The sequence below is a fragment of the Halorientalis pallida genome (assembly GCF_049605515.1).
GTDB classification, from domain to species: Archaea; Halobacteriota; Halobacteria; order Halobacteriales; family Haloarculaceae; genus Halorientalis; species Halorientalis pallida_A.
Genome location: NZ_CP187158.1, coordinates 1060090 through 1085592 on the forward strand (window position 1 = coordinate 1060090; position 25503 = coordinate 1085592).

At 67.6% G+C, this 25503-nt stretch carries 29 protein-coding genes; 24 read left to right on the top strand and 5 right to left on the bottom strand.

Translation table 11 applies throughout. The annotated features are described in order from the left end of the window. Positions 1-43 precede the first annotated feature (43 nt). Positions 44-403: a DsrE family protein gene (locus ACOZ4N_RS07100; protein WP_424019232.1), complete on the top strand. Its 360-nt coding sequence runs from the start codon at positions 44-46 to the stop codon at positions 401-403. Positions 404-465: 62 nt separating this feature from the next. On the opposite strand, the gene ACOZ4N_RS07105 is transcribed toward ACOZ4N_RS07100, so the two are convergent. Both ACOZ4N_RS07105 and ACOZ4N_RS07110 read right to left on the bottom strand, forming a co-directional pair. Beyond that, the gene (locus ACOZ4N_RS07105; RefSeq protein WP_424019233.1) at positions 466-2460 is read right to left on the bottom strand and encodes an AMP-dependent synthetase/ligase; all 1995 of its coding nucleotides are present in this window, start codon (positions 2458-2460) and stop codon (positions 466-468) included. 82 nt (positions 2461-2542) lie between these two features. Beyond that, positions 2543-2677 carry a hypothetical protein gene (locus ACOZ4N_RS07110; RefSeq protein ID WP_424019234.1) on the bottom strand — a complete coding sequence of 45 codons (135 nt, stop codon included), beginning with the start codon at positions 2675-2677 and terminating at the stop codon, positions 2543-2545. A 125-nt stretch (positions 2678-2802) separates the two neighbouring features. On the opposite strand from ACOZ4N_RS07110, the gene ACOZ4N_RS07115 reads away from it, so the two are divergent. The 18 genes from ACOZ4N_RS07115 to ACOZ4N_RS07200 all read left to right on the top strand — a co-directional run bounded on the left by ACOZ4N_RS07115 (position 2803) and on the right by ACOZ4N_RS07200 (position 18776). After that, positions 2803-3345 (top strand): HalX domain-containing protein, encoded by a 543-nt coding sequence (locus ACOZ4N_RS07115; protein WP_424019235.1) that lies wholly within the window; start codon positions 2803-2805, stop codon positions 3343-3345. Between the two features lie 256 nt (positions 3346-3601). After that, positions 3602-4168, top strand: a complete 567-nt coding sequence (locus ACOZ4N_RS07120; protein WP_424019236.1) for a hypothetical protein — start codon at positions 3602-3604, stop codon at positions 4166-4168. A gap of 75 nt (positions 4169-4243) precedes the next feature. Beyond that, a complete protein-coding gene (locus tag ACOZ4N_RS07125; protein ID WP_424019237.1) occupies positions 4244-5380 on the top strand; it encodes a TIGR00341 family protein in 1137 nt (378 codons plus the stop codon). Continuing rightward, positions 5377-6546 carry a hypothetical protein gene (locus ACOZ4N_RS07130; protein ID WP_424019238.1) on the top strand — a complete coding sequence of 390 codons (1170 nt, stop codon included), beginning with the start codon at positions 5377-5379 and terminating at the stop codon, positions 6544-6546. Before ACOZ4N_RS07125 ends, ACOZ4N_RS07130 begins: the two co-directional genes overlap by 4 nt. A 151-nt stretch (positions 6547-6697) precedes the next feature. Further along, on the top strand, positions 6698-7495 hold the full coding sequence (locus ACOZ4N_RS07135; RefSeq protein ID WP_424019239.1) for a DUF2182 domain-containing protein: 798 nt from the start codon (positions 6698-6700) through the stop codon (positions 7493-7495). A gap of 5 nt (positions 7496-7500) precedes the next feature. Continuing rightward, positions 7501-8523 (top strand): hypothetical protein, encoded by a 1023-nt coding sequence (locus tag ACOZ4N_RS07140; protein ID WP_424019240.1) that lies wholly within the window; start codon positions 7501-7503, stop codon positions 8521-8523. A gap of 65 nt (positions 8524-8588) precedes the next feature. Beyond that, positions 8589-8792, top strand: a complete 204-nt coding sequence (locus ACOZ4N_RS07145; RefSeq protein WP_424019241.1) for a heavy-metal-associated domain-containing protein — start codon at positions 8589-8591, stop codon at positions 8790-8792. A gap of 136 nt (positions 8793-8928) precedes the next feature. Further along, complete coding sequence (locus tag ACOZ4N_RS07150; RefSeq protein WP_424019242.1) at positions 8929-10488, top strand: permease; 1560 nt, start codon at positions 8929-8931, stop codon at positions 10486-10488. Further along, complete coding sequence (locus ACOZ4N_RS07155) at positions 10481-11866, top strand: hypothetical protein (protein ID WP_424019243.1); 1386 nt, start codon at positions 10481-10483, stop codon at positions 11864-11866. Before ACOZ4N_RS07150 ends, ACOZ4N_RS07155 begins: the two co-directional genes overlap by 8 nt. Positions 11867-11889: 23 nt before the next feature. Further along, positions 11890-13458: a cbb3-type cytochrome c oxidase subunit I gene (locus ACOZ4N_RS07160; RefSeq protein ID WP_424019244.1), complete on the top strand. Its 1569-nt coding sequence runs from the start codon at positions 11890-11892 to the stop codon at positions 13456-13458. Positions 13459-13538: 80 nt separating this feature from the next. Beyond that, positions 13539-14021 (top strand): hypothetical protein, encoded by a 483-nt coding sequence (locus ACOZ4N_RS07165; RefSeq protein ID WP_424019245.1) that lies wholly within the window; start codon positions 13539-13541, stop codon positions 14019-14021. After that, positions 14018-14335: a hypothetical protein gene (locus tag ACOZ4N_RS07170; protein ID WP_424019246.1), complete on the top strand. Its 318-nt coding sequence runs from the start codon at positions 14018-14020 to the stop codon at positions 14333-14335. Before ACOZ4N_RS07165 ends, ACOZ4N_RS07170 begins: the two co-directional genes overlap by 4 nt. Before the next feature lie 37 nt (positions 14336-14372). Then, complete coding sequence (locus tag ACOZ4N_RS07175; protein ID WP_424019247.1) at positions 14373-15467, top strand: hypothetical protein; 1095 nt, start codon at positions 14373-14375, stop codon at positions 15465-15467. Further along, positions 15464-15778, top strand: a complete 315-nt coding sequence (locus tag ACOZ4N_RS07180) for a hypothetical protein (RefSeq protein ID WP_424019248.1) — start codon at positions 15464-15466, stop codon at positions 15776-15778. The genes ACOZ4N_RS07175 and ACOZ4N_RS07180 overlap by 4 nt, the downstream gene beginning before the upstream one ends. A gap of 36 nt (positions 15779-15814) precedes the next feature. Continuing rightward, positions 15815-16819, top strand: coding sequence for a transcription initiation factor IIB (locus tag ACOZ4N_RS07185; RefSeq protein ID WP_424019249.1), 1005 nt, complete (start codon positions 15815-15817; stop codon positions 16817-16819). Positions 16820-16822: 3 nt separating this feature from the next. Beyond that, entirely contained in the window at positions 16823-17554 is a 732-nt protein-coding gene (gene coxB / locus ACOZ4N_RS07190; protein WP_424019250.1) for a cytochrome c oxidase subunit II, read from the top strand. Between the two features lie 10 nt (positions 17555-17564). Further along, positions 17565-18356 carry a cytochrome c oxidase subunit 3 gene (locus tag ACOZ4N_RS07195; RefSeq protein ID WP_424019251.1) on the top strand — a complete coding sequence of 264 codons (792 nt, stop codon included), beginning with the start codon at positions 17565-17567 and terminating at the stop codon, positions 18354-18356. 45 nt (positions 18357-18401) lie between these two features. Beyond that, positions 18402-18776, top strand: a complete 375-nt coding sequence (locus tag ACOZ4N_RS07200; RefSeq protein WP_424019252.1) for a VanZ family protein — start codon at positions 18402-18404, stop codon at positions 18774-18776. Positions 18777-18846: 70 nt separating this feature from the next. Here the strand turns inward: ACOZ4N_RS07200 and ACOZ4N_RS07205 are convergent, their stop codons facing one another. Then, positions 18847-19212 (bottom strand): hypothetical protein, encoded by a 366-nt coding sequence (locus tag ACOZ4N_RS07205; RefSeq protein WP_424019253.1) that lies wholly within the window; start codon positions 19210-19212, stop codon positions 18847-18849. A 145-nt stretch (positions 19213-19357) separates the two neighbouring features. Here ACOZ4N_RS07205 and ACOZ4N_RS07210 point away from each other — a divergent pair, with 145 nt between their 5' ends. Next, positions 19358-19837: a redoxin domain-containing protein gene (locus ACOZ4N_RS07210; RefSeq protein WP_424019254.1), complete on the top strand. Its 480-nt coding sequence runs from the start codon at positions 19358-19360 to the stop codon at positions 19835-19837. Positions 19838-20034: 197 nt separating this feature from the next. Further along, entirely contained in the window at positions 20035-20412 is a 378-nt protein-coding gene (locus tag ACOZ4N_RS07215) for a hypothetical protein (RefSeq protein WP_424019255.1), read from the top strand. Positions 20413-20486: 74 nt separating this feature from the next. Here the strand turns inward: ACOZ4N_RS07215 and ACOZ4N_RS07220 are convergent, their stop codons facing one another. Then, on the bottom strand, positions 20487-22418 hold the full coding sequence (locus ACOZ4N_RS07220) for an ABC transporter ATP-binding protein (protein WP_424019256.1): 1932 nt from the start codon (positions 22416-22418) through the stop codon (positions 20487-20489). Between the two features lie 104 nt (positions 22419-22522). Here ACOZ4N_RS07220 and ACOZ4N_RS07225 point away from each other — a divergent pair, with 104 nt between their 5' ends. From ACOZ4N_RS07225 to ACOZ4N_RS07235, 3 genes are all read left to right on the top strand, one after another. Next, positions 22523-22648 carry a hypothetical protein gene (locus ACOZ4N_RS07225; protein ID WP_424019257.1) on the top strand — a complete coding sequence of 42 codons (126 nt, stop codon included), beginning with the start codon at positions 22523-22525 and terminating at the stop codon, positions 22646-22648. 74 nt (positions 22649-22722) lie between these two features. After that, positions 22723-23721 (top strand): DUF5784 family protein, encoded by a 999-nt coding sequence (locus tag ACOZ4N_RS07230; protein WP_424019258.1) that lies wholly within the window; start codon positions 22723-22725, stop codon positions 23719-23721. A 198-nt stretch (positions 23722-23919) separates the two neighbouring features. Then, positions 23920-24861 carry a hypothetical protein gene (locus ACOZ4N_RS07235; RefSeq protein ID WP_424019259.1) on the top strand — a complete coding sequence of 314 codons (942 nt, stop codon included), beginning with the start codon at positions 23920-23922 and terminating at the stop codon, positions 24859-24861. A gap of 127 nt (positions 24862-24988) precedes the next feature. On the opposite strand, the gene ACOZ4N_RS07240 is transcribed toward ACOZ4N_RS07235, so the two are convergent. Next, positions 24989-25420 (bottom strand): DUF5796 family protein, encoded by a 432-nt coding sequence (locus ACOZ4N_RS07240; RefSeq protein ID WP_424019260.1) that lies wholly within the window; start codon positions 25418-25420, stop codon positions 24989-24991. Between the last annotated feature and the right edge of the window lie 83 nt (positions 25421-25503).

Below are 25503 nucleotides of genomic sequence, written 5' to 3' on the forward strand. Positions count from 1 at the left end.
GTCGAGGCAGGGATTTACGTCTTCGACCCTCGGTGTCGACTATATGGATGCTGGAAGCGAGATCGTGATCCACGTCACGAGCGGCGAGAGCGGCGACTGGCGGATGGCACTGCGCAACCTCGTGAACCTCGTTCAGGACGAGTCGGTGTCGACGCCGCCGGGGCTAATCAAGGTCGTCGTCAACGGCCCGGCGGTCCGGTTCCTGCTGGCGACGGCCCCGGAAGCGGCCAAGATCGAACGGATGGCGGACGCTGGCGTGGAAATTTCCGCCTGTGCGAACTCCCTCGAACGGTTCGACCACGCGGTCGACGACCTCGCCGACGGAGTCACGACCGTTCCGTCCGGCGTCGCAGAAGTCACCCGCGCCCAGAAGCGGGGGGCGACGTACCTGAAACTGCCGTAAGCGTCGGCGTCGGGGCCGACGTTCGCTCGCCGTACTCGGAGCGAGGGGTCAGTACGGTGGGGTCAGTCCGCACTGGCCGACTCGCCGTAGATCGCTTCGACCTTGTGGAAGAAGTGATCGCGGATGTTCCGGCGCTTGAGCTTCATCGAGGAGGTGAGCATGTCGTTTTCCGGCGTCCACTCGACGTGGACAAGCTCGAACTGCTTGATCGTCTCGTGTTTCTCGAACCGCTCGTTGACCTCGTCGACGGCGTCCTGGACCCACTCGTGGACGCGCTCGTCGTCACACACGTCGTCGCGGTCCTCGGGCAGATCGATCCCTTCCTCGTCGGCCCAGCGACGGATCGCCTCGAAGTTCGGGACGATCAGCGCGCTGATGAACTTCTGGTTGTCGCCCATCACCATCACCTGGTCGACGCGCTCGCTGGTCGCGAAGGCGTCCTCGATGGGACCGGGCGCGACGTTTTTCCCGGTCGAGAGGACCAGGAGTTGCTTCAGCCGGTCGTGGTAGACCAGATAGCCGTCCTCGGTCCGCTCGATGATGTCGCCGGTCCGGAACCACTCGTCGTCGTCCTCGTCGTCGCCGGGCAGGGTGGTGAAGGCGTCCTCGGTCTCCTCGGGCTTGTTCCAGTAGCCCTGGGTGACGTTGGGGCCGCGCACGAGGAGTTCGCCGATCTCGCCGTCGGCTTTCTCCTTCCGGTCCGGGCCGATCACGGAGTCGTCGAGGTGCGTCTCCATCCCGGCCATCGGCGGGCCGAGCGTCCCGGGTCGCGGGTCCTCGGCGGGGTTGGTCGAGACGACCGGTGAGGTCTCGGTGAGGCCGTAGCCCTCGAAGATCTCCAGGCCCATGCCCTGGAACAGTTCCGCCAACTCCTTGTTGAGGCTGCCGCCGCCGCTGACGAAGTAGTCGATGTTGCCGCCCAGCTGGTCTTTGACCTGCTGGAAGACGAGTTTGTTCGCGACGTAGTACTCCAGTTTGAGCCGCCGACCCGGGTCCTCGGTCCGGCCGTACTCCTTGCCGATCTCCAGTGCGCGCTGGAAGATCTTCTCTTTCAGATCGGAGGAGGCGGCCTGTTCGCGCATGGCGTCGAAGACCCGCTCGTACACCCGCGGGACGCTCGTGGCCGTCGACGGCTGGACCGCCTTCATGTCCTCCTGGACCGTGTCGGGACTCTCGGCGTAAGCGACTGTCGCGCCGGCACCGAACATCGAGAAGTGGCCGGCGGTCCGCTCGAAGACGTGCGCCAGCGGGAGAAAGGAGAGCGTCTTCACGTCCGAGTCCAGGACGGGGATGTCCTCGGCCTTGTCCGGTCGCGGGCCGAATCGCTTCCGGATCTGGGTGACGTTGGCCCGGAAGTTGGCGTGGGTCAACTGGACGCCCTTGGGTTTGCCCGTGGTCCCTGAGGTGTAGATGAGACTGGCGAGGTCGTCGGGCGACTGCTCGTCGAGCCAGGACTGGTAGGCCGACTCGTCGAACGCCTCGCGGCCGAGTTCGTGGACCTCGCCGAGCGTGTAGATGTCGTCGTTGTTGTCGTAGATGTCGACGCCGTCGACGATGACGATGAACTCCACGTCCGTGTCGTCCTGTACGTCCAGCACCCGGGCGAGCAGTTCCTCGTTCTCGACGACGACGCCCGTGGCACCGGGATCGTTCAGGAGATAGCGGACCTGTCGCGGCGAGGACTCGGTGTAGATGGTCGTGACGACGCCGCCCGCGGCCAGGAGCGCGAAGTCCGTCTGGGCCCACTCCATCCGGGTGTTCGAGAACAGCCCCACCCGTTCGCCGTGGTCCACGCCGAGTTCCCGAAAGCCCGCCGCCAGGTTCCGGACGATCTCTGCCATCCGGTCGTAGGTCAACAGCCCCCACTCCCCTGCGGCGGGTTCGGGGATCACGTCCTCTGTCAGCGACCGGTCGTAGACGCCGCCCTTGTACTGCTGGGCAGGCAGTCCCGCGTGGCGTTCGACGCTGGCCTCGAACAACTCGGGGACCGTCCCCGACCCGGTCACTTCGTCGGTGTACTCACGCTCCAGTTGCAACAACTCCTCCGTTGTGGTCATTGGCGAGACCCACGCAGTCCCACACAATAATACGTTCGGGAATGATTCGGCCACCTCTCATAAAAGGCACCTCATACGAACGCTACGGTGTGGGGTCGATATCGGCCTCGGTGAACTCACGGCCACAATCACCACACCGGTAGGTTCCGATGGCGACTTTCCTGACCGGTCGCGTGCGACCGCAGGAGGGGCAGGCGATATCGACGAGCAGCGTCACGTTCTCAGGTCGTCCCGAACCACCTTCAGCCTGCCGGGAAACCTGTCGCTTCCGGAGACAGTCGTACGAAATAAACTGTTTGAACAGCCGCGGCGGTTTATGCCGGTTCACGGACGAGATGTGGTATGACGGAACGTGACGACCGAGTTCTCGTCGTGGGGTCGAGCGAGCGCGCGGCGACGTACGACGGGTGGCTCGACGACTGGGCCACGGAGACAGTCGAGGACGTGGCGGAGTTGCTGTCGACAGTCACGGCCGACGTGGCCGCTATCGTCGTCGAGGCCGGAGTCACGGACGGGTTCGACCGGTTGTTCGACGAGCTCGTGGCGCGTGAGATCGACCGGCCTGTCGTCGTGATTAGCGACGACGCGGCCGTCGCTAACGGACTCGGACTGCGGTTCACGGAGTATCTGGTCCGACCGCTGGAGCCGGAGACACTCCGGGAGGCCGTCGCGACGGCGGCCGCGATGTCAGACGAAGCCGTTCGAAGGCAGACCTATCTCTCGCTGGCGGCCAGTCAGGCGACCCTGGAACTGGAGTTGACGCCGACCGAACGAGCCGATCACGACACGTACGAACGACACACGGAACGGCTCGATCAACTCCGTGCCCGCTCCGAAACCCCTCTGGACGAACTGGAGGAACGGGTCTCGGGCCACCCCAACTGAGCCCGCAACCGACGGACACCCGACGCCCCGTGACAATTATCGAGTATGATACTCGTCTATCGGATAGCCGTCATTGTCTCGTAAATTGTTGATTTTTGATCAAAATTATCATTGATAATATACTCCAGAGATCCGTACTGTCTCCTATCCTTTTCTATGGGTAGTGAATAGATAGAGCCGGACGCCGGTCCGGGTAACGCGTTCGTGGCGAACGCGGATGACCCCCGACCGAACAGACCCCCGTTTATCGATACAGATGATTGGAACACACAGGTTCTGCCCCGAGAGCGGTGCCGCTCTCTCTCGGGAACGACACTACGACGGTGACGGACGACCATGGCGGGCGGTCGACCCGGACGACGAGTCCGGGCCGACAGAGACGGTCGGCGCACTCACGAACGGCGCCGTCCGTTCCTCGCGGAAAGCGCTGATCGTGTACTACGAGCGGTGTCGCGAGCGTCATCGGGACGCCGACGACGACGCCGTCCGCCGCGCGTCGCTGGCGATCAGGCGGCTCAAGTCGGCCGCCACTGGCCGACAGGAGTGGGACGTACACGTCTGGTTCGCGCTCGCACGACGGCTCGACCGGTACGGATACGACTCGGCCTGGATGAACGGGTACGCCGCGCCGCGCTGTCCGTTCTGTCACGGTCGCCTCCAGTACCGGACCGTCGGCGACACCGTGACGGCCCAGTGTGCGACGAACTGCGCCGACCGGGGACTCGACTGCCTGGCCGAGATCAGGGACCTCGTCGCCGACCTCTACACGGTGGCGTTCCCCGATCCGAACCCGCCAGCAGCGGAGACGTACCTCCAGCTGTGACACACCTGCAGTCGCTGGCACAGCCCGGACAGACACGGGACGACACGTCCGCGAAGCCCTGTACGGAAGCCCGCCATGGATACCGATACCGACGACCCAGTCGACGGTGCCGACGAGACACCGACCACGCGGTCGAGTACCGCTCCGGACCGGGCGTTCGTCGTCGAGGAAGACATGCGCGTCGTCGAGTTGCTGGTACTGACGGCCCAGACCTTCGAACGGGCCGTCGCGGTCCTCGACGACCTCGAACTCGACTACGTCGTCTCCGACCGGACAGACGACACCGACGGGTCGGCCGTCGTCAGGTTCCCGCTCCCGAGCCACCTCGTCGAACACGTGCAGAGCCGGTTCGAGTCCATGGGCATCGACGAGGACCTGTACACGGTCGTCGTCGATCCCGAAGTCGTCGTCTCGAACCGGTTCGAGTCCGACGAACTCTACCGAGAGATCGGCGGCCGCGGGTACTGGGGCGTCTCCCGGAGCGAACTCAAAGGCCGTGCCGGTGACCTGATCCCGGACCTGAGCATCTACGTCCTGCTGACGGCGATCAGTTCGGTGGTCGCCACCGCGGGCGTCCTGCTCGACTCCATCGGCGTGCTGATCGGGTCGATGGTCATCGCCCCCCTGATCGGACCGATGATCGCCACCGCCGTCGGGACCATCATCGACGACGACATGTTGTTCTTCGAGGGCCTGAAACACCAGGTGATCGGCGTCGCCGGCGGTCTCTGTAGCACCGTCGCGTTCGCGGCACTGGTCCGGTTCAGTTCGATCACGCCGGCCGTCGACAGATCGACGTTACTGGCGATCAGCGGCTACACGGCCCCGACGTTCCTGCTGGTCGCAGTCGCACTCGGTGCCGGGTTCGCCGGCGCCCTCAGTCTCTCGACCGGCGACACCATCGATCTGGTCGGCGTGATGATCGCCGCCGCGGTGATGCCACCAATCGGTGTCGTCGGCGTCGCCGTCGCGTGGACGTACCCGGTGATCGCGCTCGGCTCGCTGTCGGTCGTCCTGTTGAACCTGCACGCGATGTTGCTCGCGGCCATCGTCAGCCTCTGGTACCTGGGCTTTCACCCGGAGAGCCTCGAAAAGCTCCGGCCGGCGCGGCGCACGATGCTGGTCCGCGTCGTCACGCTCGTGGCGATCATCCTCGGCCTGACGGTCGTGTTGACACAGGTGCCCACCGCAGGCGCGATACTATCAGTATGACCCGAAATTCCGACGATCAGACGACGAACAGTCCGACGACCGACGAGCGCGACGACGCCGGCGCACAGATCGGCCGGGCACTCGTGGTCGCCCTGCGGTTGGCGTGGGTCCTCGTCCGACTCGCCGTGACTGGCGTCCTCGTCGCCGCGCGCTGGGTGACCGACGCCGACCGCCGCCGCAGACTGCACCGCTGGCTCCTGCTCGAAGGCGACCGCTGGACCATCGTCTGGCTCCTCGTGGGCGGCATCGGCTTGCTCTGCCTGCTGTTGTGCCTGCTCGGCGTCGTCGGTGTCGCCCGCGGGACCTTCGTCGCGACCACGTTCGGCGCGGTCATCTCCGGACTGTTCTCGTTCGTCCCCATCGTCATCGCGGTGAACCAGCTCGTGGTCAACCGCGTGTTCGGGACGCCCGAGCAGGTCCGGAGCCAGATCCGTGACGTGGACGCGTTCCGGGAACAGATCGAACGACAGCACCCCTCGCTGTCGATCAGCCCGACCGAACCCGCAGGATTCCTGCAGGCTGCCGTCGAAGTCGTGGCCGACCGCGCCGACCGGCTGGAAGCCGCCGTCGCCGACGACGATACCGAGGCCGCGAACGCGGCCCGTGCCTACGTCGCGGTGATCCGACGACAGACAGCGGAGGTCAGACGACGCCTCGACGGCACCCACCAGGATCTGTTCGAGATACTGCCCGCGATGATGGGCGACAGCTACTCCCGGAACGTCAACGAGGCCCGGCGGCTCGGCCGCCTCGACGACGGCCTCTCGGACCGCGCCCGGGAGCGACTGGCCGACCTCGAAGACGTGTTCGTCTCGCTGGACGTACTCAGACAGTACTTCAAGGCGCTGTATCTCACCCAGGAGCTATCGTACCTCTCGCGGCTGGTGGGGTACACCGGCGTCGGCTCGTTCGTCGTCGCCGTCTTCGTCATCATGGCCTACGCGAACGGGCAACCGCTCGCGGGCCACCCGCTCTTGCTGTACGTGCTGTTCAGCGGTGCGGTGGCCGTCGTCACACTCCCGTTTGCCGTCTTGCTCTCGTTCGTCCTGCGCATCGCGACCATCGCCCAGCGGACGGCAGCGCCCGGCGCGTTCACCCCGCGCCGCGAGACGCCGCCACACACCACCCACCGCGAGGAGGGCGACACCCGTTCCGAAACGGACTGACCAGCCATGGTAGGGACGCCACCACCCGACGAGAACCGGGACTGCTGGCGGGGCCGTCCGCCGCCGGACTGCCCCCGCCCTCTGTCACGTACCGCCCGCCCGAACGACTCCCCGCGTGGCGATTCGCTCGCCGCGCTGTATTCACGCGACGATGACTCTCGGAGACACACTACGCTCGTACAGAACGGAACTCGAACGACAGGTCCGACCGGACAACGTCCCGCCGGCGTCCGTCGGCGTCGCCGCCGTCTCGCTGTTGCTGTGGGCCGTCCTGCTCGGCGGCTGGCTCCCCACGCCGTCGATGCCCGGTCCGATGGCCGTTCCCGGCGTCCCCGAGGCGATGGGGACCGGCAACGGACTCGTCGGCGTCGCGGCCTACCTGCTCGTGTGGGGCGTGATGATGTCGGCGATGATGTATCCCGCCATGTTGCCCACGGCGCGCCGCTACGTCGACGCGCTCGACGAGGCGGACGCCCGGTCGACCGGCACGTTCGTGGCGACCCTGTTCCTGGGGTACAGCCTCGTCTGGACCGCGACCGGCGTCGTCCCCCTGCTGGTCGACGCGCTCGTCGGGATTCGCGGGCTGGTCGCCGGACACGGCACGCTCGTACTCGCGGGGCTGGGCCTCCTGATCGCCGGCTACCAGCAGTCCGACTACAAGCGCGACGCGCTCGCGGGTTGCTGTCGCGACGTGGTGGTGTCGGACCGCTCGTTCACCGGCGCGCTCGAACGCGGCTTCGACCACGGCAAACAGTGCGTTCGCGCCACCTGGCCATTCTTCGCGCTGATGGTCGCCGCCGGCTCGATGAACCCCGTCGTCATGCTCGGGTTGACGGTCGTCGTGGCCGCCGAGCGCCTCCCCGCCTGGGGCGAGGAAGTGTCGACGGCCATCGGCATCGTCAGCGCGGCCGCAAGCACCGTACTCGTCCTGACGGTCCTGCTCCCCTGACCGGCATGGTGCCGGACACGTCCGCCGGATCGGTCGACGACGGCTCGGCGCTGGCCCTGTCACGCCGCTCGTTGCTCGCCGCCGGCGGTGCGACGCTCGCGAGTGCCGTCGCCGGCTGTTCGGACTCGACACCCGCTCGCGGCTGGAACACGGTCGACACGCCGGTCGGTGACGCGCTCTACGACGTGGTGATCACGCAGGCCGGCCCGTACGCCGTCGGCGGCGGCGGTGCCGTCCTCACGCGCGCCGACGACGCCTGGACCGCCGTCACGAAGCAGGGGCCCGGCGAGGAGGGGAACACCCTCTACGGGGCCGACGTGAGCGACGGCGGCCGACAGCTGTGGTTCTGCGGCGGGAGCGGCGCGGTCGGTGCCTACGACACCCTCGACGAGCGGCTGACCGACTTCTCGGCCCCCGAGGGGAAGACCAGTTCCTGGGCCGACGTGGCCGTCGCCGGCCGCGCCGGCAACGAACGGGTCGCGCTGGTCAACAGTTCCGGCGAGTATCTGCCCGGGAAGAACCGGAACGGAACCGTCGAGTGGGGGACCGTGACCAAACCCACCGGCGGCGAGTCGGCCTCGGCCGTCGATCTGGTCGGCCGCCGCGCCTTCGTCGCCGACACGGGCGGCACCGTGGCCAGACGCGCGTTCCGGGCCCGATCCGACAACAGAGAGCGACGGTGGACCGCCATCGGCATCGACGACACCGGGGCGGAACTCACCGACCTCGTCGCCTTCGAACACGACCTCGTCCTCACCGTGACGGACGGGGGCGAGGTCTTCGACTACGACGGCCACGCGTGGATGCGAGACGACGTGACCGACGGCTCGCTCCGTGCGGTCGACCGCCGCGGCGGCCGGGGACTCGTGGCCGGCGCGGAGGGCCGGATCTTCGCGCTGACCGACCACGCGTGGACCGAACAGGAGACGCCCACCGGCACCACCCTCCACGGGTGTGCCCTCGGCACCGACCAGTACGTCGACGTGGCCGTCGGCGAGGGCGGCACGCTCCTCGAACGCTTCGGGTGAGAACAGTGCCGTGGATCAGAACGTCTCGCCGACTTACAAGCGAGTCGGCCCTGCGACGGGATGGGATGTCCGAATACACCCTCACCGTCAGCGGGATGACCTGCTCGAACTGCGAAGCCATCGTCTGTGACGCCGTCGCCGACCTCGACGGCGTCGCCTGGGTCACCGCCGACGCCGACGCGGACACCGTCACCGTCGAGTGCGCCCCCGACGCCGAGTCGGCGGTCCGGGCCTGCATCGACGACATGGGCTTCGTGATCGACGCCTGACGCGAGTCTGGTCGGACGGTAGCCGACCACCACTGCGCCGTCGATCACAGTCGTATCGACCACCGACCAGCCACCGGGCAACCGCTCGCCCGGCTGGCCCCTCGCCGTACTGCGGTCGTCCGCCGAGAACTGCCTCATGATGTGGCTCACCCACCTCGTAGTCGGCTGGTTCGTCGACGGACTCGTCCGGTCCGGGACGTTGATCGCGGAGATGACGTGGGACACCTGGTGGGCGCTCGTCCTCGGCTTCGCACTCTCGGGCGCGGTGGAGGCGTTCGTCAGCGCGGAGACGATGAGCGCGTACCTCGGCGGCGACGGCTGGCGCGAGGTCGGCCGCGGGACCCTGCTGGGCGCGGCCTCGTCGAGCTGTTCGTACTCGGCGGTCAGCACGACCAAGACGCTGTTCCGGAAGGGCGCGTCCGGCGTCGCGAGCCTCGGCGCGTTCATGTTCGCCAGCACGGACCTGGTGATCGAACTCGGTCTCGTGCTGTGGGTCCTGCTGGGCTGGGAGTTCGTCGTCGGCGAGTACCTCGGCGGCCTCGTCGCCGTGGCCGTCCTCGCGCTCCTGTTCCGGCACGTCGTCCCGGCCGACTGGATCGAGGCCGCCCGCACACGCGTCCGCGAGTCCGAGACGACCACCTGTGAGACCTGCAACGTCGACGTGGACCCGGCCGATCCGGCCGCGGTCACGCGCGAGACGGCCGCGGGCACGGTCTACTTCTGCTGTGGCGGCTGTCGGCGCGTCTACGACGCACGCGAGGACGGCGACGACCAACCGCTCACGTCCCGCCTGCTGTCGGCCGAGGGGTGGCGCAGTGCCGCCCGGGCCGCGAGCAAGGACTGGGAGATGCTCTGGACCGACGTGGCGCTGGGGTTCGTGATCGCCGGCCTGGTCGGCGGCTTCGTCCCCGAGGGCTGGTGGACGGCGGCGTTCACCGGCGGCCACTCGTTCGCTGCGGTCCTGAGCGACACCCTCGTCGGCGTCGGCATCGGCGTCGTGACGGTGATGTGTTCGGTCGGGAACGTCCCCTTCGCGCTCGTGCTGTGGCAGAACGGCCTCTCTTACGGGGCTGTCCTGGCGTTCGTCTACGCCGACCTGCTCATCCCGCCGCTGGTCAACGTCTACCGCCAGTACTACGGCGGCCGGATGGCCGCGACGCTGGTCGTCGCGCTGGCGGTCGCGGCAGTCGTCGCTGGCCTCACCGTCCACTACCTCGTCGGCGGCCTCGGCCTGGTGCCACCGCCGGGCGAAGTCGGCGGCACCGTTCCCGACGCCTACACGACCGCGCTGAACCTGCTGTTCACGCCGATATTCGTCGGCCAGATGGTCGTCACCTACGGCTGGGACACGGTTCGGGCCACGATCCGCGACCGGACCCTTCGCGTCGGCCGATTCGCGCTGACGGCAGTCGCACGGGTCGGCCGTGCGACCGCACTCGCGGCCGCCGCGCTCGGCGCACTCCTCACGGACCCGCGCAGTGCCGTCGCCCGCGTCGCCGACGGCGACCGACCGCTGTTCGAGTTCGATGCGGCGTGGGAACAGTTCCGGACCGCGAGCCGTTCGGTCCGGGCCGGCACCGGCCGGCTCGTCCGTGCAATCGGGGACGGAATCGCCCGCATCGCCAGCCGACTCGCAGCCGACGGACCGACCGACGACCCCGAGAGCGACGCCACGACCGACACCGACCATGACTGACAGCGACGACACAGCCACCGACAGTATCGCCGCGGACGCCGACGCCGGACCGGGCGAGACCGTCCGGCGAACCATCGAAGCGAGGACCGGAACCGATCCGCTTCGGATCGCACGGAGTGCGCGGGAGCGCCTCGAATCGGGCGACCCGGCGGCCGGCCTGCTCCTGACCGCCCTTTCCTTCGAGGGAATCGTCTACGCCCTCGCCAGGTACGTCCCCGAGTACCTCGGCAGGCTCGGTGCCGGGCCGCTGGCCATCGGGCTGTTCGGGACGGTCGCACTGGCGCTCCCGGCGCTGGCGGGATTCCTCGAAGCCGGCAGGGCCGACGGGACCACGGCCGTCGCCGTCCCGGTCGTCGCGGCGGTCGGTCTCCTGACGTGGCTCGTCGCCCCGACTATCGGCAGCAGCGTCGGCCTGCCGGCATGGGTCGTCGTCCTCGTGGGCGTGCTCCCACTGGGCGCGCTCGCGTTCGGCCGGGAGACACCGCTTGCCCCGTGGCCCGGGTCGGTCTCGACCGCTGCGGGGCGGGCCGACGGGTTCGGCGGCCTCGCGGCGGCCGGCGGCGTCCTGATACTCGCCTGTCTCGTCATGGCGACGGGGTCGGTCGGGGCCGCGTTCCGGGTCGTCCTCGCGCTCGGGGCGGCGCTGGGCGTCGGCCTCGGGGTGCTTCGCTGGGCTGCCCCAGATGCCGAGGGCGATCCGTCCGAAGCGGACGCCGGCGACGAATCGTCGTCCGGCCCACGACTGCCCGACTGGCGGTCCGTCCTGGGGGGACTCGCCTCGCTCCCGTCCGGCTACCGGGCGCTTCTGGTCGGCGACCTGTTCCTCCGGGTCGCGACCGGCCTCGTGTCCGTGTTCACCATCCTCGTCGTCACGCGCGTCCTGTCGGTGCAGGTGTCGGTTCTCGGCCTCACCCTGGGTCCGAGCGTGGTGTTCGGCGGCCTCGTCGCGGTCGAGTTGCTCGTCGCCGGTGCCGCGAGAGCGGCCGTTCGTCGGACCGGCGGGCGGTTCGGTGCCGACAGTCGGCTGTTGCTCGCCGGGTTCGTCACCGCCCTGTTCCCGCTGGCGCTCGTGAGCGCTCCCGCGACGGGCTGGGTCGTCGCCGCACTGTTCGGACTGTACGGGCTCCGCGACATCGCGACCGCACCACTGACGGCCCACCTTGACGACGCGCTGGCGGCGTTGCCGGTCGACCCCGACGGCTATCGACGACTGCGCGACCTGCTCGTCGCCCCGAGCGCGCTCGTTGGCGGCCTGCTGTACGCGGGCGGTCCCGTGCTGGCCTTCGGCGTCGCGACGGCCGTCGGCAGCGTCGCGCTCCGGGAGTTCATGCAGTTCTCGGTCGCCGCCGACGCACCCACGCGAACGACCGCCGACTGATCGTCGCCGTCTCGATCCGACCCATGCCCAGAAACACACCCACCGGCCTCGCCGCCGGCGTCCGGCGGTGGGTGACGACCACCGACCACGCGGACGTGGGACGACTCTACCTCGCGTTCGGGACGGTGGCCGGGCTCTGGGGTGCCCTCGACGCGATGGCGATCCGAACGGCACTGCTGACGCCGACGCCGACGATCTGGTCGGCCTCGACCTACGGCGCGTTTTTCACGACTCACGGTCTGACGATGCTGTTTTTCGCGGTCACGCCGGTCGCGTTCGGGTTCGCCAACGTCGTCGTTCCGCGGCTGGTCGGCGCGTCGGACCTCGCCTTCCCGCGGCTCAACGCCGTCGCGTTCTGGCTGTTGCCGCCCGCACTGTTGCTGGCACGGAGCAACGTCCTCCTCGGCCTGGTGGCCCCCTCGGGACCGACGGTTCCGGCCGTCGGCTGGACGCTGTACGTCCCGCTCTCGATGCAGGTTCCGGGGCCGAACCTCGATCTCCTCTTGCTCGGCCTCCACCTCGCCGGTGTGAGTACGATCCTGAGCGCGCTCAACCTGCTCGTGACCATCTTCGAGGAGCGGACGGTCGGGTGGCACGCGCTGGACGCGTTCACCTGGTCGATGCTGACCGCGGCTGGCCTCGTGCTGTTCGCGTTTCCGGTCCTGGGGAGCGCGCTCGTTATGTTGCTCGCGGACCGGAACCTCGGAACGGCATTCTTCGCCGTCGACGCCGGCGGCCCGACGACCTGGCAACACCTGTTCTGGTTTTTCGGCCACCCAGAAGTCTACATCCTGCTCCTGCCGGCGATGGGGATCGTCAGCCACGTCCTGCCGCGGTTCGTCGGCCGGCCGCTCGTCGGCTTCCGCGGAATCGTCTACTCGACGCTTGCCATCGGCGCGCTCAGTTTCGGCGTCTGGGCCCACCACATGTTCACGACGGGACTGGACCCGCGCCTCCAGGCGAGTTTCATGGCCGTCTCGCTGGCCATCGCGGTGCCCAGCGCGGTCAAGGTCTGCAACTGGATCGCGACGGTCTGGGGCGGACGCGTCCGCCTGCAGGCACCGGCGCTGTTCTGTCTCGGCGCGGTCGGCTTCTTCGTCCTCGGCGGCGTCACCGGCGTTCTCCTCGCCTCGGTTCCGGTCGATCTCCGGTTGCACGGGACCTACTACGTCGTGAGCCACTTCCACCTCGTCCTCGTCGGCACCGTCGTGTTCGCGCTGTTCGCCGGCTCGTACTACTGGTTTCCGCTGATCACGGGACGGCACTACGACGAGCGTCTCGCCAGGACGCACTTCCTCCTCACGGCGGTCGGCGCGCTCGTTTTGTTGCTTCCGTTGCTAGCCCTCGGTGTCGCCGGCCTCCCTCGTCGGAGCGCGACGTATCCACCCGAACTGGTTCCGGTGCAGGCACTCGCGACCCTGGGCGGGTACGTTGTCGGTATCGGGCAGTTGCCGTGGCTGTTCACCGTCGTCCGGTCCGCCGTCGTCGGCAGGGTCGTCACCGACGCCGATCCCTGGTCCGTCGCCGATGACACGCCACGGGCCACCGAGTGGAGCGGGACCGAAACCGAGACCCGTCACCGGGAACGGTGACAGTCGCGTCCGGTAGGCAGGCCGGCATCCGGGTTCGAGGCCCGGCCGCGACATCGGCGGTTCGTCCGCCGAGATGCACGATGGCAGAAGACACTGGCGACACCGGTGACACGGAAGTCGGTGTATCGCTTCTCGAGTATCTGGACCCGGGCGGTCCCGGAGTCGTCGATCCGGAACGGCTGCAGGACGTGACGCCCCTGTCGGGATTCCAGCGCGACCTCCTGTTCGTCCTGAGCGGTCTGACCGACACCAGACCCAGCGGCTCCGACATCAGTTCCGAACTCGTCGCCGTCCGCTCCCCGGAGACCAGTCACGGCCAACTCTACCGGAACCTCCGGGAACTGCAGGACAAGGGGTTCGTCGCCAGATCCCCGATAGACGGCCGGACGTACAGCTACCGACCGACCGAGAAAGCCCGGTCCTGTCTGCGCGCGTACCTCAAGTGGGGCGTCGACTGCGTGGCCACCGGCGAGGACGGTGAGACACGGAGAACCGGGAGCAACGTCTGTCTCCCGGGGTCCGACGACGGTCACGACGGGATGGACGGAGGTGTCGAGGAGTGATCCTCGTCGGGCTCGTCGGTGGCGTCGTGGCGGCCGTCCTGCTCGTCGGGCCGGCCCTCTACGCCAGCACGCGGACGACGGTGATCGACGAGGCGGTCGACTTCCCGGTCGCCGTCGCAATCGCGCTCGTGGGGGTGTTCGTCGGTGGACTCACCGACGTACTCCTCGGCTGGATTCCGGTTCTCGGTCGCTTCTTCTCGCCGTTCGCCTGGGCGCTCGTCGTCCGCTACACCGTCGACGAACGATGGCCGGTCGCGCTGTTGCTCGGCGCGGTCTCCTGGGCGCTCACTGCCGGATTTTTCGCGCTCGTCTGATCGGAGACGGGTCACCGCGGACGCGGACACACCACCAATGACAGACACGGACAGCAGTCTCATCGACAGCGTCGCCGCGTCGCTCCGCCGCGGCTTCGGTATCGACGATACGAGCGGAGAGACAACCATGCCAGAACAGACAGAGAGCGGCTGGGCCACGGCAGAGAGCTCGGCCAAGAAGACGCTACACGGCGTCGTCCAGACCGTCGCGGGACCGTTCGCCGTCGGCACCGGTGGGATCGTCCTCCGCCGGACCGACGGCGGCTGGGAGACGGTGATCCCGGCCGGCCCCGCGACGAAACGCAACACCCTGACCTGCGTCGACGTGACCGACGACGGCGAGCGGATCTGGTTCGCCGGGTCCAGCGGCGCACTCGGGGTCTACGACACACAGACCGGACGCAAGTACGACTACTCCGCACCCGACGAGAAGACCAGCACTTGGGAGGCCATCGCCATCCGGGGCGAAGTCGGCGAGGAACAGCTGTTGATCGCCAACGGCTCGGGCGAAGTGCTGTCGGCGACCATCGACGCCGAGGGCTGCCCGACCTTCGGGGAGGTGGTCAAGCCCGGCAGTGGCTCGACCATCTCCGGCCTCGACTTCGGCGATCAAACCGCCTACGCCATCGACACCAGCGGAAACGTGTTCGCAAAGGACGCGACCGGGTCGACCGACAGTGACGGACCGACGGACGGCGACGAGTCGGCGGACACCGCCGGATCGGACGCCCTCGCCGGCGACGGCGGGACGGACGCGACCGTCGCGGACACCTCGGAGTGGCGCGACATCGGTATCAGGAACGCACAGGTCAACTTCCACGACATCGCGGCCAGCAGTCGTCGCTTGCTCGTCTCGGCCGGCGGCGGCCTGGTCTACCGGTACGACCGCGCCTGCCGCAACTGGACGCCGGTCCAGGCCGGGACGGGACCGTTGCTGGGAATCGACGGCGACGAATCGACCGTCGTGGCGGTCGGTGCCGGCGGCGAGATCGTCGAACGGCCGGGCGACACCGGCGGCTGGCGGTCGCTCGAATCGCCCACAGGTTCGAAGCTGACGGCCGTGTCCGTCGGCGATCCGGACGTGGCCATCGGCGAGAGCGGGACCATCGTCGAACGGGGTAGCGGGCAATGAGTCAGGACGTCGCGCTGGCGCTGTTACAGCTGGTCGCGCTGGCGATTCCGCCGATAGCGGTGCTGATCCAGCAACTCAGGCGGTCGGAGAACCTGCCCTGGGAGTGGCGCAAGTGGAGTTTCGCACTGGCAATCGTCAGTGTGGTCGCGTTCATCGCGACCGGCGGCGCAGTCGTGCTCTACTTCCTGTCGAGTACGGCACTGCCGGCACTACTGACGCTCGGCCTGGCGCTGTCGGTCGTCGGCCTCGTGCCGTTCGCCCTGTTCACCGGTATTCTCTACAGGGAACACAAGGCCGCGTTCGGCCCCTGAATCGGATCGGTGGGGCGTCGGGGACAGATCTTACCCATGTCACGACGCACGACGAGACGAACGGAGACGCACAGCCACGCGAAACACCAACACAGTCGGTCGAGGGCCGACGAGTCGTCGACGGAGCCGCGAGATGCCAGCGAACGAGGGCGGATCGACCGCCGCCACTGCCCGGAGTGTGACGGCCGACTCCGGACCGACCGCTCACGCGGTGAGGTGGCCTGCGAACAGTGCGGACTGGTCGTCGACGAGACGATCCTCGACCGCCGGCCCAGTCGGCAGTCGGACCCGACCGACTGCCAGCGGTTCGGGTCCCCCACGACACCCCAGTATCACGACGACGGGCTGGCGACGGTGATCGCGGCCTCGGACCGGGACGCACAGAACAAACGGCTCCAGCCGCGCAAGCGGCGGCGCGTCGAGCGGTTACGGACCTGGAACAGGCGGTTCATGACGCGCCAGCCCGCCGAGCGCTCGCTCCAGTTCGGGCTGGGCGAACTCGGTCGGATGGCCGCCGCGCTGGAACTGTCCGACAGCCTCCGGGAGACCGCCAGCGTGATCTTCCGGCAGGCACAGGACGCCGAGGTTCACCTGGGCCGCTCCGTCGAGGCCACGGTGACGGCGTCGCTGTTCGCGGCCGCTCGGCAGGCCGGTGTCCCGCTGACCATGGACGAGGTGACGGCACCCAGCCGCGTCAGCCGAGCGGCCTTCGAGCGGGCCTACCGCAACCTCATCACGGAACTGTCACTGGAGATCGGCCCGCCGGACCCGAGCAACCACGTCACCAGATTCGCGTCGGAGCTGTCGGTGAGCGAGCGGGTCCAGCGTCGGGCGACGGCGGTCCTCGACGCCGCCAAGGCACAGGGATACCACGTGGGCAAGCACCCCGCCGGGATCGCCGCCTCGGCGATCTACGCGGGCTGTCTGCTCGAAGACGCCGACGTGACGCAGGCCGACATCGCCGCCGTCGCGGACATCAGTACGATGACGATCCGGACCCACTACCAGGAACTGCTCGACGCCTGGCGCGACCCGGCCTGACGGATGGCCGACCGCCCACGCGCGCTCCTGCTGGCGACGGGTGGCGTCTCGCTCCTGGCGGGCCTGCTCCTGGCCGTTTCGGCCGAAGTCGGCGGATACGCCTCGACGACGGACGCGGTGACCGGCGGCCTCGCGCGGACCCTGCTGGCCATCGCAGTGCCGGCCACACTGCTCGCGGAGGGCGCGCTCGCCTACGCACTCGTCCGGGACGACGCACCGCTCCCGGCGAACGACCGACGGCTGGAACTCGCGTGGACTGCCGGTATGGCACTGGTCGTCCTCGTCGTCGGCGTCGTCTCCTACCAGGCGATGGCCTCGCCAGCGGTGTCCGGGAGCCGAACCGACTCGTCGGTCTCGCCGGACGCGGTTACGGTCGAGGTAGTCGCGTCCCAGTGGAACTGGCGGGTGACGTACCCGGACGCGGGCGTGACGGTCCGGGACCGGATCGTCCTGCCGGCCAACCGAACCGTCCGGCTCAAGCTCCGGTCGCGGGACGTGATCCACGCGCTGTCCGTCCCGGGGCTGGCGCTCAGACGCGACGCGTTCCCGGGCCGTACCACGACGATCAGGACGACACCGACCCGTCCCGGAAGCTACCGGCTCTACTGCGCCGAGTACTGCGGGAGTGGCCACGCACGAATGACTGGTCGCGTCGTCGTCGTTCCGCCCGATGACTACAGGGACTGGCTCGACGACCCCGGGACGACACTGGAACGGACTCCCCGGGGCCACTGAGACACACGCGATGGACGAACGAGAGACCGACGACCCTCCGACACCCGAGAACTCCGTGGACGGGAGTCCCGTCCCGGGTCTCGTCGCTGCCGGAGTCGCCGCGGGGTATCTCGCGGTCGCGCTCGCGGTGGTCGGTCACGCACGGGCCGGCGCTGTCCCCCTGTGGCCCGTCGTCGCCGTCGCGGTCGGCCTGACGCTGGCTGGCGTCGGTGGATGGATCCTCGGCCTCGTTCGACGGCGGTCCGGAGCGCGTGCGGTCGCGGTCGCTCGAACAGCGGCGCTCGCGTTCGTTGGCACCGAAACCGCGACGTTCGGCGCGGCGGTGGCGACGTACGCGGTCGTCAGGGTTCGAGCCTGGCCGCCGGCCGCGCTCCCGACCCTCGACGTGGCGAGAGTCGGCGTACTGACGCTGGTCTTGCTCGCCAGTAGCGCCACGATCCAGGCGGCCGGTCCAGCCCGGGACCGGTGGGACGCCGCGACCGTCGGCAGGACCCTCGCGGCCACTGCGGGACTCGGCTGCCTGTTTCTGGTCGGCCAGGCCGGCGAGTACTACACACGGCTGTCGGCAGGTTTCGGCCCGGAGGTCGGGACATACGCCGGGCTGTTCTACCTGCTGACGGGGCTACACTGGCTCCACGTCGCCGCCGGGGTCCTGGCGCTCGTGGTGCTGTGGTCGCGGACGAGGCGGGGCACGCTCCCGGACGCGTCGCTCCGTGCGGTCACGGTGTACTGGCACTTCGTCGATACGGTCTGGCTCGTCCTCGTCGCGACGCTGTACGTCGGTGCGCAGGTCACGGTTTGATAGCGACCGCTGGTTTTTTTCGTCCGGTCGGGCGCGACACGACGTATGCGACGCCTCCCGGTCCCGCTCCTCCCGGCCTGGCTGCGGTGGCTCGGCGTCGCCGCCGTCGCCGGATTCGTCTTCGTCACCTCGATCCTGGTCGCACCGCCACCCGAACCGGTCATTCCCGGGAAGGCCGACCCGCTCCCGCTGGACAAGTGGCGACACTTCCTCGCGTACGCGGCCATCGCCTACGCGCTGGCGTACGCCCTGGCGGACTCGGACCGACCGCGAACCCACCTCGCCGCCGGCGTGGTCTGCGTGGCGATGCTGTACGGCATCGGGATCGAACTCTGGCAGTGGACGATCCCGAACCGCTTTTTCAGCGTGGAGGACGCCTACGCGAACGCCATCGGTGCCGCGCTGGTGGTCGTCTGGTAGGCGGTCGAGCCGTATCTGCATCTCCGTCCGCTCTCGTCGTTCCTGCCGGCGAGCGAGGCCGACGCCTGATTCACTCCCGGGTCGCCGCCTCCAGACCGCCGGGCACCCACGCCAGCGAGTCGAAATCGACAGCCCCTGGCTCGCAGTGTTCGACCACCAGTCCGTCGTCGTCGCTGGCGACGACCAGCACGTCCGCGTCGTCGTCCACTGCCGCGGGTGCGGGACCGACGGTGGGACCGACCGGCCCCGGACCGCCCGCAGACCGCGCGAGGACGACCTGCTCGTCGTCCCGGAACAGGACGGCGTCGTCCAGCGACCAGGGGAGGACGGCGGACAGCCGCCCGAGCCGCTCCGCCAGCACCCCGAACCCGTCCTCGACCGACGACCGCTCCGTGCCCGCGTCGCCCTCGCCGTCGTCTCCGGGTGTCAGTACCATACCCGCCCTAGGCAGTCCCGGGTTGTAAGCACCGCGCCGAATTCGAGCGCCGAACCGCGGACGCCAGACCGAACACGCGGACGCGTCGGAGCCCGAACAGGTTGCGGCCGGGTTTTACGGACATCGAGGCCGTCCGTGTTCCCGTATGCCAGACGCTGGTGATCAGGCACCGGACTTCACCGTTCCGCTCGCCCACGACGGCGATCCCGAACCGTTCACGCTGTCGGACCACCTCGACGAGGCCCCCATCGTGCTGGCCTTCTTCCCCGGCGCGTTCACCCCGCCCTGCCGGGAGGAGATGAGCCAGTTCCAGGACGACATCGACCAGTATCGAGACATGGGCGCGACCCTGTACGGCGTCAGCGTCGACTCGCCGTTCGCCCAGAAGGCCTTCCGCGAGGAGAACGGCTTCGAGTTCCACATGCTCAGCGACTCGAACAAGGAAGTCATCGAGGACTACGGCGTGAAGATCGACTTCGCGGACATGGGCTACTACGGACTCGCCCAGCGCGCCGTCTTCGTCGTGAACGGCGACGGCGAAATCACCTACAAGTGGGTGGCCGACGACCCCCACACCCAGCCGGACTTCGACGCGGTGCAGGAGGCCGTCGAGGCCGCTGGATAAACCGGGATCCGGAGTCGAATTCTTTGCAGACTGGCTACAGCATCAGTAGTTACTACAACGACTTGCTGAACAGAGAGCTCGTTCTTCGAGCGGTCAGCGACCCACCAGACCTTTGCAACGAGAGTAGATAGTCTGTATCAATGACAACAAGGCGGTCCTCGGGGTTTTCATTCCGTCTCGTCATAATAGCGTTGCTGATGGTCCTGTCGGGGTGTTCTGGATACGATCCCACTACAGCACCGGAAAGCGACGCGGGGGCATTCACCGAACCAGACGTTCACCCTGGGCTCACGGCTACTGTGGACATCCAAAATCTGGCCCGTGCCCCGGTACACATAACGATTACCGAGCTGAACGAAAATGGACGCGGGGTCGTTCTCGGTCGGACGTACGACGACCGGACGACGATCGAATTCGACAAGAAAGATGTGTTTCGTGAAAATGGCGACTATCGGGTCGAGATTCGGGTGAACGGAACGATCGAGTGGAATCGAACGGTACAACACTTCGAGTCCTACGAACTCCGCGTCGAAACCAACGGCACCGTTTCGGTCGTTACCCATGCGGTGGCGTGACCGAGATGCGACCCGTATTCAGCACGGCACTCGAAACCCATCGCCGACTGTCGGTCTCGAAAGGATGCATCCCCTCAGTCGTCGGCGACCGATTTCGACCGTTCTTCGTCGGCCTGTGCCGCCCACAGATCGGCGTACGCACCACCCTCCACGGCCAGCAGATCCTCGTGGCTTCCCGACTCGACGATTTCGCCCTCGTCCATCACGACGATGCGGTCGGCGTCCTTGATGGTCGAGAGCCGGTGGGCGATGACGAAGGCGGTGCGGTCCTCGATGAGGCGGTCGAGGCTCTCCTGGATCAACTCCTCGGTCTCGGTGTCTACGTCGCTGGTGGCCTCGTCGAAGACGATGATGGCGGGGTCGTTCAGCAGGGCCCGCGCGATGGCGACGCGCTGGCGCTGGCCGCCCGAGAGCTTGATCCCGCGCTCGCCGACCTGCGTGTCGTAGCCGTCGGGGAGGTCCTGCACGAACTCGTGGGCCTCGGCGGCCTTCGCGGCCTCGACGACGCGCTCGCGGACCGCGGCCTCGCGCTCGGGGTCGACCGACCGGCTGTCGCTCTCGACCTCCAGGGCGAGTTCGTCGCCGTACGCGATGTTCTCGGCGACGGTGCCGGAGAACAGGTAGGGATTCTGCTCGACGACGGCGATCTCCTCGCGGAGTCGCCGGAGGTCGTACTCCCGCACGTCGGTGCCGTCGACGCGGACGGTCCCGGAATCCACGTCGTAGAGCCGTGGGACGAGTTTGAGCAGTGTGGACTTGCCCGCACCCGTCGCCCCGGCCAGCCCCACCGTCGCGCCGGCGGGCACGTCGAGTGAGACGCCGCGGACGACCGGTTGGCCCTCGCCGTAGGCGAAGGTCACGTCGTCGAACTCGACCGCGCCCTCGATCTCGTCGGGGCGGTAGGGGTCGTCGGGGTCGGTGATCGTCGGCTCGGTGTCGAGCAGGCCGAACACCCGCTCGGCGCTGGAGTGGGCGAGCTGGTACTTGTTCGCCGACTTGCCGATGCGGCGCATCGGCGAGTACAGCCGCCGGAGATAGAGGAAGAAGGCGGCGAAAGCCCCGGTCGAGATGATCGCCTCCTCCGGGCCGGCGAGGATGATGTCCCGGCCGCCGATGTAGAGGACGAGGACGAACACGATACCCGTGAGCATGCGGAGCGCGGCGAAGAAGGCCCGCCGGATGCGGAGCGCGGCGACCTTCTCGTCGTGGTACTGCTGGCTCTGGGCGGCGACGCGGTCCCGCTCGAAGCCGTAACGGTTGAACGCCTTCACGACGGCGACGCCGCCGAGGTTGTTCTCTAACCGGGTGTTCAGCCGCGAGACGGTCTGTCGGATCTCCCGGTATCTGGGTTCGATCCAGCGCAGGAAGACCGCGCTGGCGATACCGATGAGCGGCACCGGCGCGAGCGCGATCAGCGCCAGCCGCGGCGAGTAGTACGCCAGCACGATAGCGATGCCGCCGACCGTGGCCAGCATCCGGATGAACTGCCGGAACTCCGTGTTGAGGAACGACTCCAGTCTGTTGATGTCGGAGTTGAGGATCGACAGCATTCCGCCGGTCTGGTGGTTGGCGAAGAAATCCATCGAGAGGTGCTGGAGGTGGTCGTAGGCGTCGTCGCGGAGGTCCCGCTGGATCTTCTGAGCGGTCGCCTGGATCAGGTAGCGGCCCGCGAACCGGGTTACAGATCGGAGGAGGTAGGCCAGCGCGGCGATGACGACCAGCCGTTCGAGGAAGGCCAGCCGCGCGGCTTCGCCGGTGATCGTCCCTGCAGGAACCAGCCCGACCGTCGCCAGCAGGCCCGGGTCGCCGGACTGGAGGACGACGCGGTCGATAGCGGTCGCCACGATGATCGGCGGGACCAGTCGGGCGAAGCGGGTCAGGAACGAGGCGACGACGCCGACCGAGAGGGTGAGCCAGTAGGGGCGCGCGTAGCCGACGAGCCGCCAGACTGCGTTGCCGTCGACGGTCTCGCGAACGTGTTCGAATCCCCCGTGTTCGTCCGCCATGTTCTGGGCAACGGCTCCAGCGCCAAGTATGGCCCGCACTCGGGTCGCAGTCGGCACAAGCGTTTTTTCGCCGGGCCGACGACGTTCGACGGGGTGCGACTCCCATGCCGATCGCTCCGTACGACCCGCGAGAGAGCGACGAGGACCGGGACGCGCCGGACATCGGTGACGTCGTCGAACGGATCATCAACGGGGGCGACGACCCGTCCCCGGCCGCGGCACCGGCGTGACGAGGAGTCGTAACCGACCGTTTTCTTCGGCGACGACGCGCAACACGTAATGCGCTCGATAGTCAAGCGCTGGTGTGGCGAAGCCGCTCCGCTTTCGGGTATCGAACGAACGCTGGACCGAGGGACGGGTCCGGTCGGACCTGCTCGGCCCCCTCGACGCCAACCTCGGGGCCACCATGCGTCGCCCCTGGTACAAACAGCCCGCGGGCTACGACGCCCGTCGGTTCGAGATGGACAACGGCGACATCGCCCTGTTCGCCTGGAACGGACAGGGCTACTGGCTGGGCAACACCGAGACGCCCAGCGCCCTCTGGCGCACCGAGAAGTACACCTTCTCGCAGGTGCCAGACCGCATCTCGGAGTGGGCCCAGCGCGAACTGCTGGCCCAGCTCCACGAGGAGTCGCCGTGGCTGGCCGATTACCCGACGATCTCGCACTTTTTCCTGCCCGTCCTGCTCTCGAAGGACGGCCGACACACCACCCGTGAGTTCCTGCACGACCACGCCGCGGGTTTCCCCGATGCCGACCCTGACGAGGGACTCCAGTTCTACGAGGAGTTCCTGGGGACCGACGCGCTCGACGACCGCTACACGATGGCGTCGAAACTCGGCACGAGCGAACACCTCAACGTCGGCCGGATGCGCTCGACGATGAGCGAGTTCACCGTCGCCAAGATTCTCCACGAGGCCGGCTACGAGGTCACCCCGGAGATCGAGGTGACGACCGGCCACTTCATCGACTTCCGCGCGGACAAGAACGGCCGGGGCGTCCTCGTGGAGGTCACCCGGCCGCAACCGCCCGCGGAACGGGCCGCGAATTCGGCGAGCAAGTCGATCCGCGAGACCGCCGAGACGAAAGTCAGCGGCCAGCTGTCCGAACACGAGGGCGGCGTGACGCTGTTCGTCGACTGTTCTTCCTTCGCCGACCACCACTGGGAGACGCTGCTGGAGGAACGACCCGAGGTCCGGCACCGCCCCGCGGTCGTGTTCCGGGCCTGGCCCGACGGCCGCGTGGAGGGCTACACGAAGGGAAGCGTCCCGCTGGATCTGCCCGAGGGTATCGAGACCGCGTGAAAAACGGCGACAACCCGTTTCGTTGCCGCCGGAGGGATACCCGCCCGGATGCGTACAGAGTCACCAGGCGAGACGGGTAATCAAAACGGGAATCCGTAACCAGCAGGAGGGATCCCGTCATCAGGGCGGGTTTATTTGTCATCTCGAACAGAGTAAATAACTGACATTTAATACAATCTGGCTATCTGGTTGTACTAGATGGTCCGGTCCGATCGTGCTCAGAACAGTGAACAAACCCCTTCAGAGTATCTCGACGAGGTAGTGGCCTTTCTTCACTCTCGTGGCTACGATACGGAAACGAACGTAATCAACCCTTCAGCTGCGGTGATCGGATGTGTTTCACGTGACGAATCCGACCGGACGGAACGCTGTCTCTGCCTCGTCGAGACCGGATCGGATACGGCGATCAGTACCGATCATGTGAAATATTTGCTCAAGGCCGGAAAGAAGAAAGACGTTGGAAACCTGTCACTCACGGCCCCCGGTGGAATCAGTCCGGAGGCACAGGAGGCGGCGGCCGAATACGATATCGACCTCATACAACCCGATGAGGTGTTGGACGATACTACGGGGTTCGACCTGGCTGCTGACAGCATCGCGATGCCGGATTCGTCGGGTGGGACTGACACTGGGAGCGGTGTTGAGACGCATTCGACAGGCGCGGGTCACGATTCGGCCGGGACTGCCGAACCGGTCGACGAATCGACGGGTGAAATGGCTCAAGAACAGGCATCACTCGTCGAGACGCTCGTCATGATCATCGGGAGCGGCCTGGCTTTGATCGGTTTGGCTCCACTCATTTCCAGAATCGGTCTGGTGGTCGGTCGGTCACCCGTGGCAGCAGTCCTGGGTCTCATCTTCGTCTTTCCGCCGCTCTTTGTCGCCGTCTCGGCGGTCGACGACTACTTCAATCTCTATCTTTTCGGATCGTGGCGCGCCCGGAAAGAGAACGTGGCAGGAATCATGGGGATCATGATCATCATCTACGGGGTGATGTTAAACGAGGCCGGTTCGTCGTTCGTCGCTGGTGCGTCGGGAAGCGGGAACCTCTTGTTAGCTGGTGGGGTGATTCTATTCCTGTATTCCGCCAGTATCTACGTGATACAGGGGTTTTTCGAGAAGCGACGGGGCAGTCGCTGATTGTCGCTCACGCTCTCGTCTTGCTATCGACGCCGACAGACCGGCGGAGTCACGCTGAACTGACTGTGCAGTCTGCTGTCCGTGATTCCAAGCTGCCACCCGGGGAGATAGCGTGGTACTTGCGGTGTCACTCCGCGTCGGCGACGATCTCGAAGGACCGTTCGCCCATCTGGTTCTCCTCGAAGACGAACACACGGCCGTCGGCGCGGTCGAGGTCGGCCTCCACGATCACGCGGTGGGCCTCGTTGCGGACACTGACGCCGGGAAAGACCGTGGTCTGCTCGTCAGGTTCGAGCATGACGCGACCGACGCCGGTGTCTTCGAGGATCTCGGCGTGCGTTTTCAGGTCGTTCACGTAGGTCAACACGCCCTGTGTCTCGCTGCCGTCGGTGACGAGGACGTGTACGTCCCGGCCGGGCGCAGTCCGCAGCGGCGACTCCCGCTTCTGTGGGACGCCCCGGTAGAACGCCTCGCGTCCGTCGTTGTACTCGACGGTGATCCCGTCCTCGGTGAGCTCTATCGGCAGGGTCTGGGGGGAGACTTCCTCGCGGGTGGTCATAGTGGAACGTTCGGTCCCGAGGGCAAAATCCCGTCGAACGCGCGACCGACAACCACCACAGGTAAGTACCGAGATACGAGAGG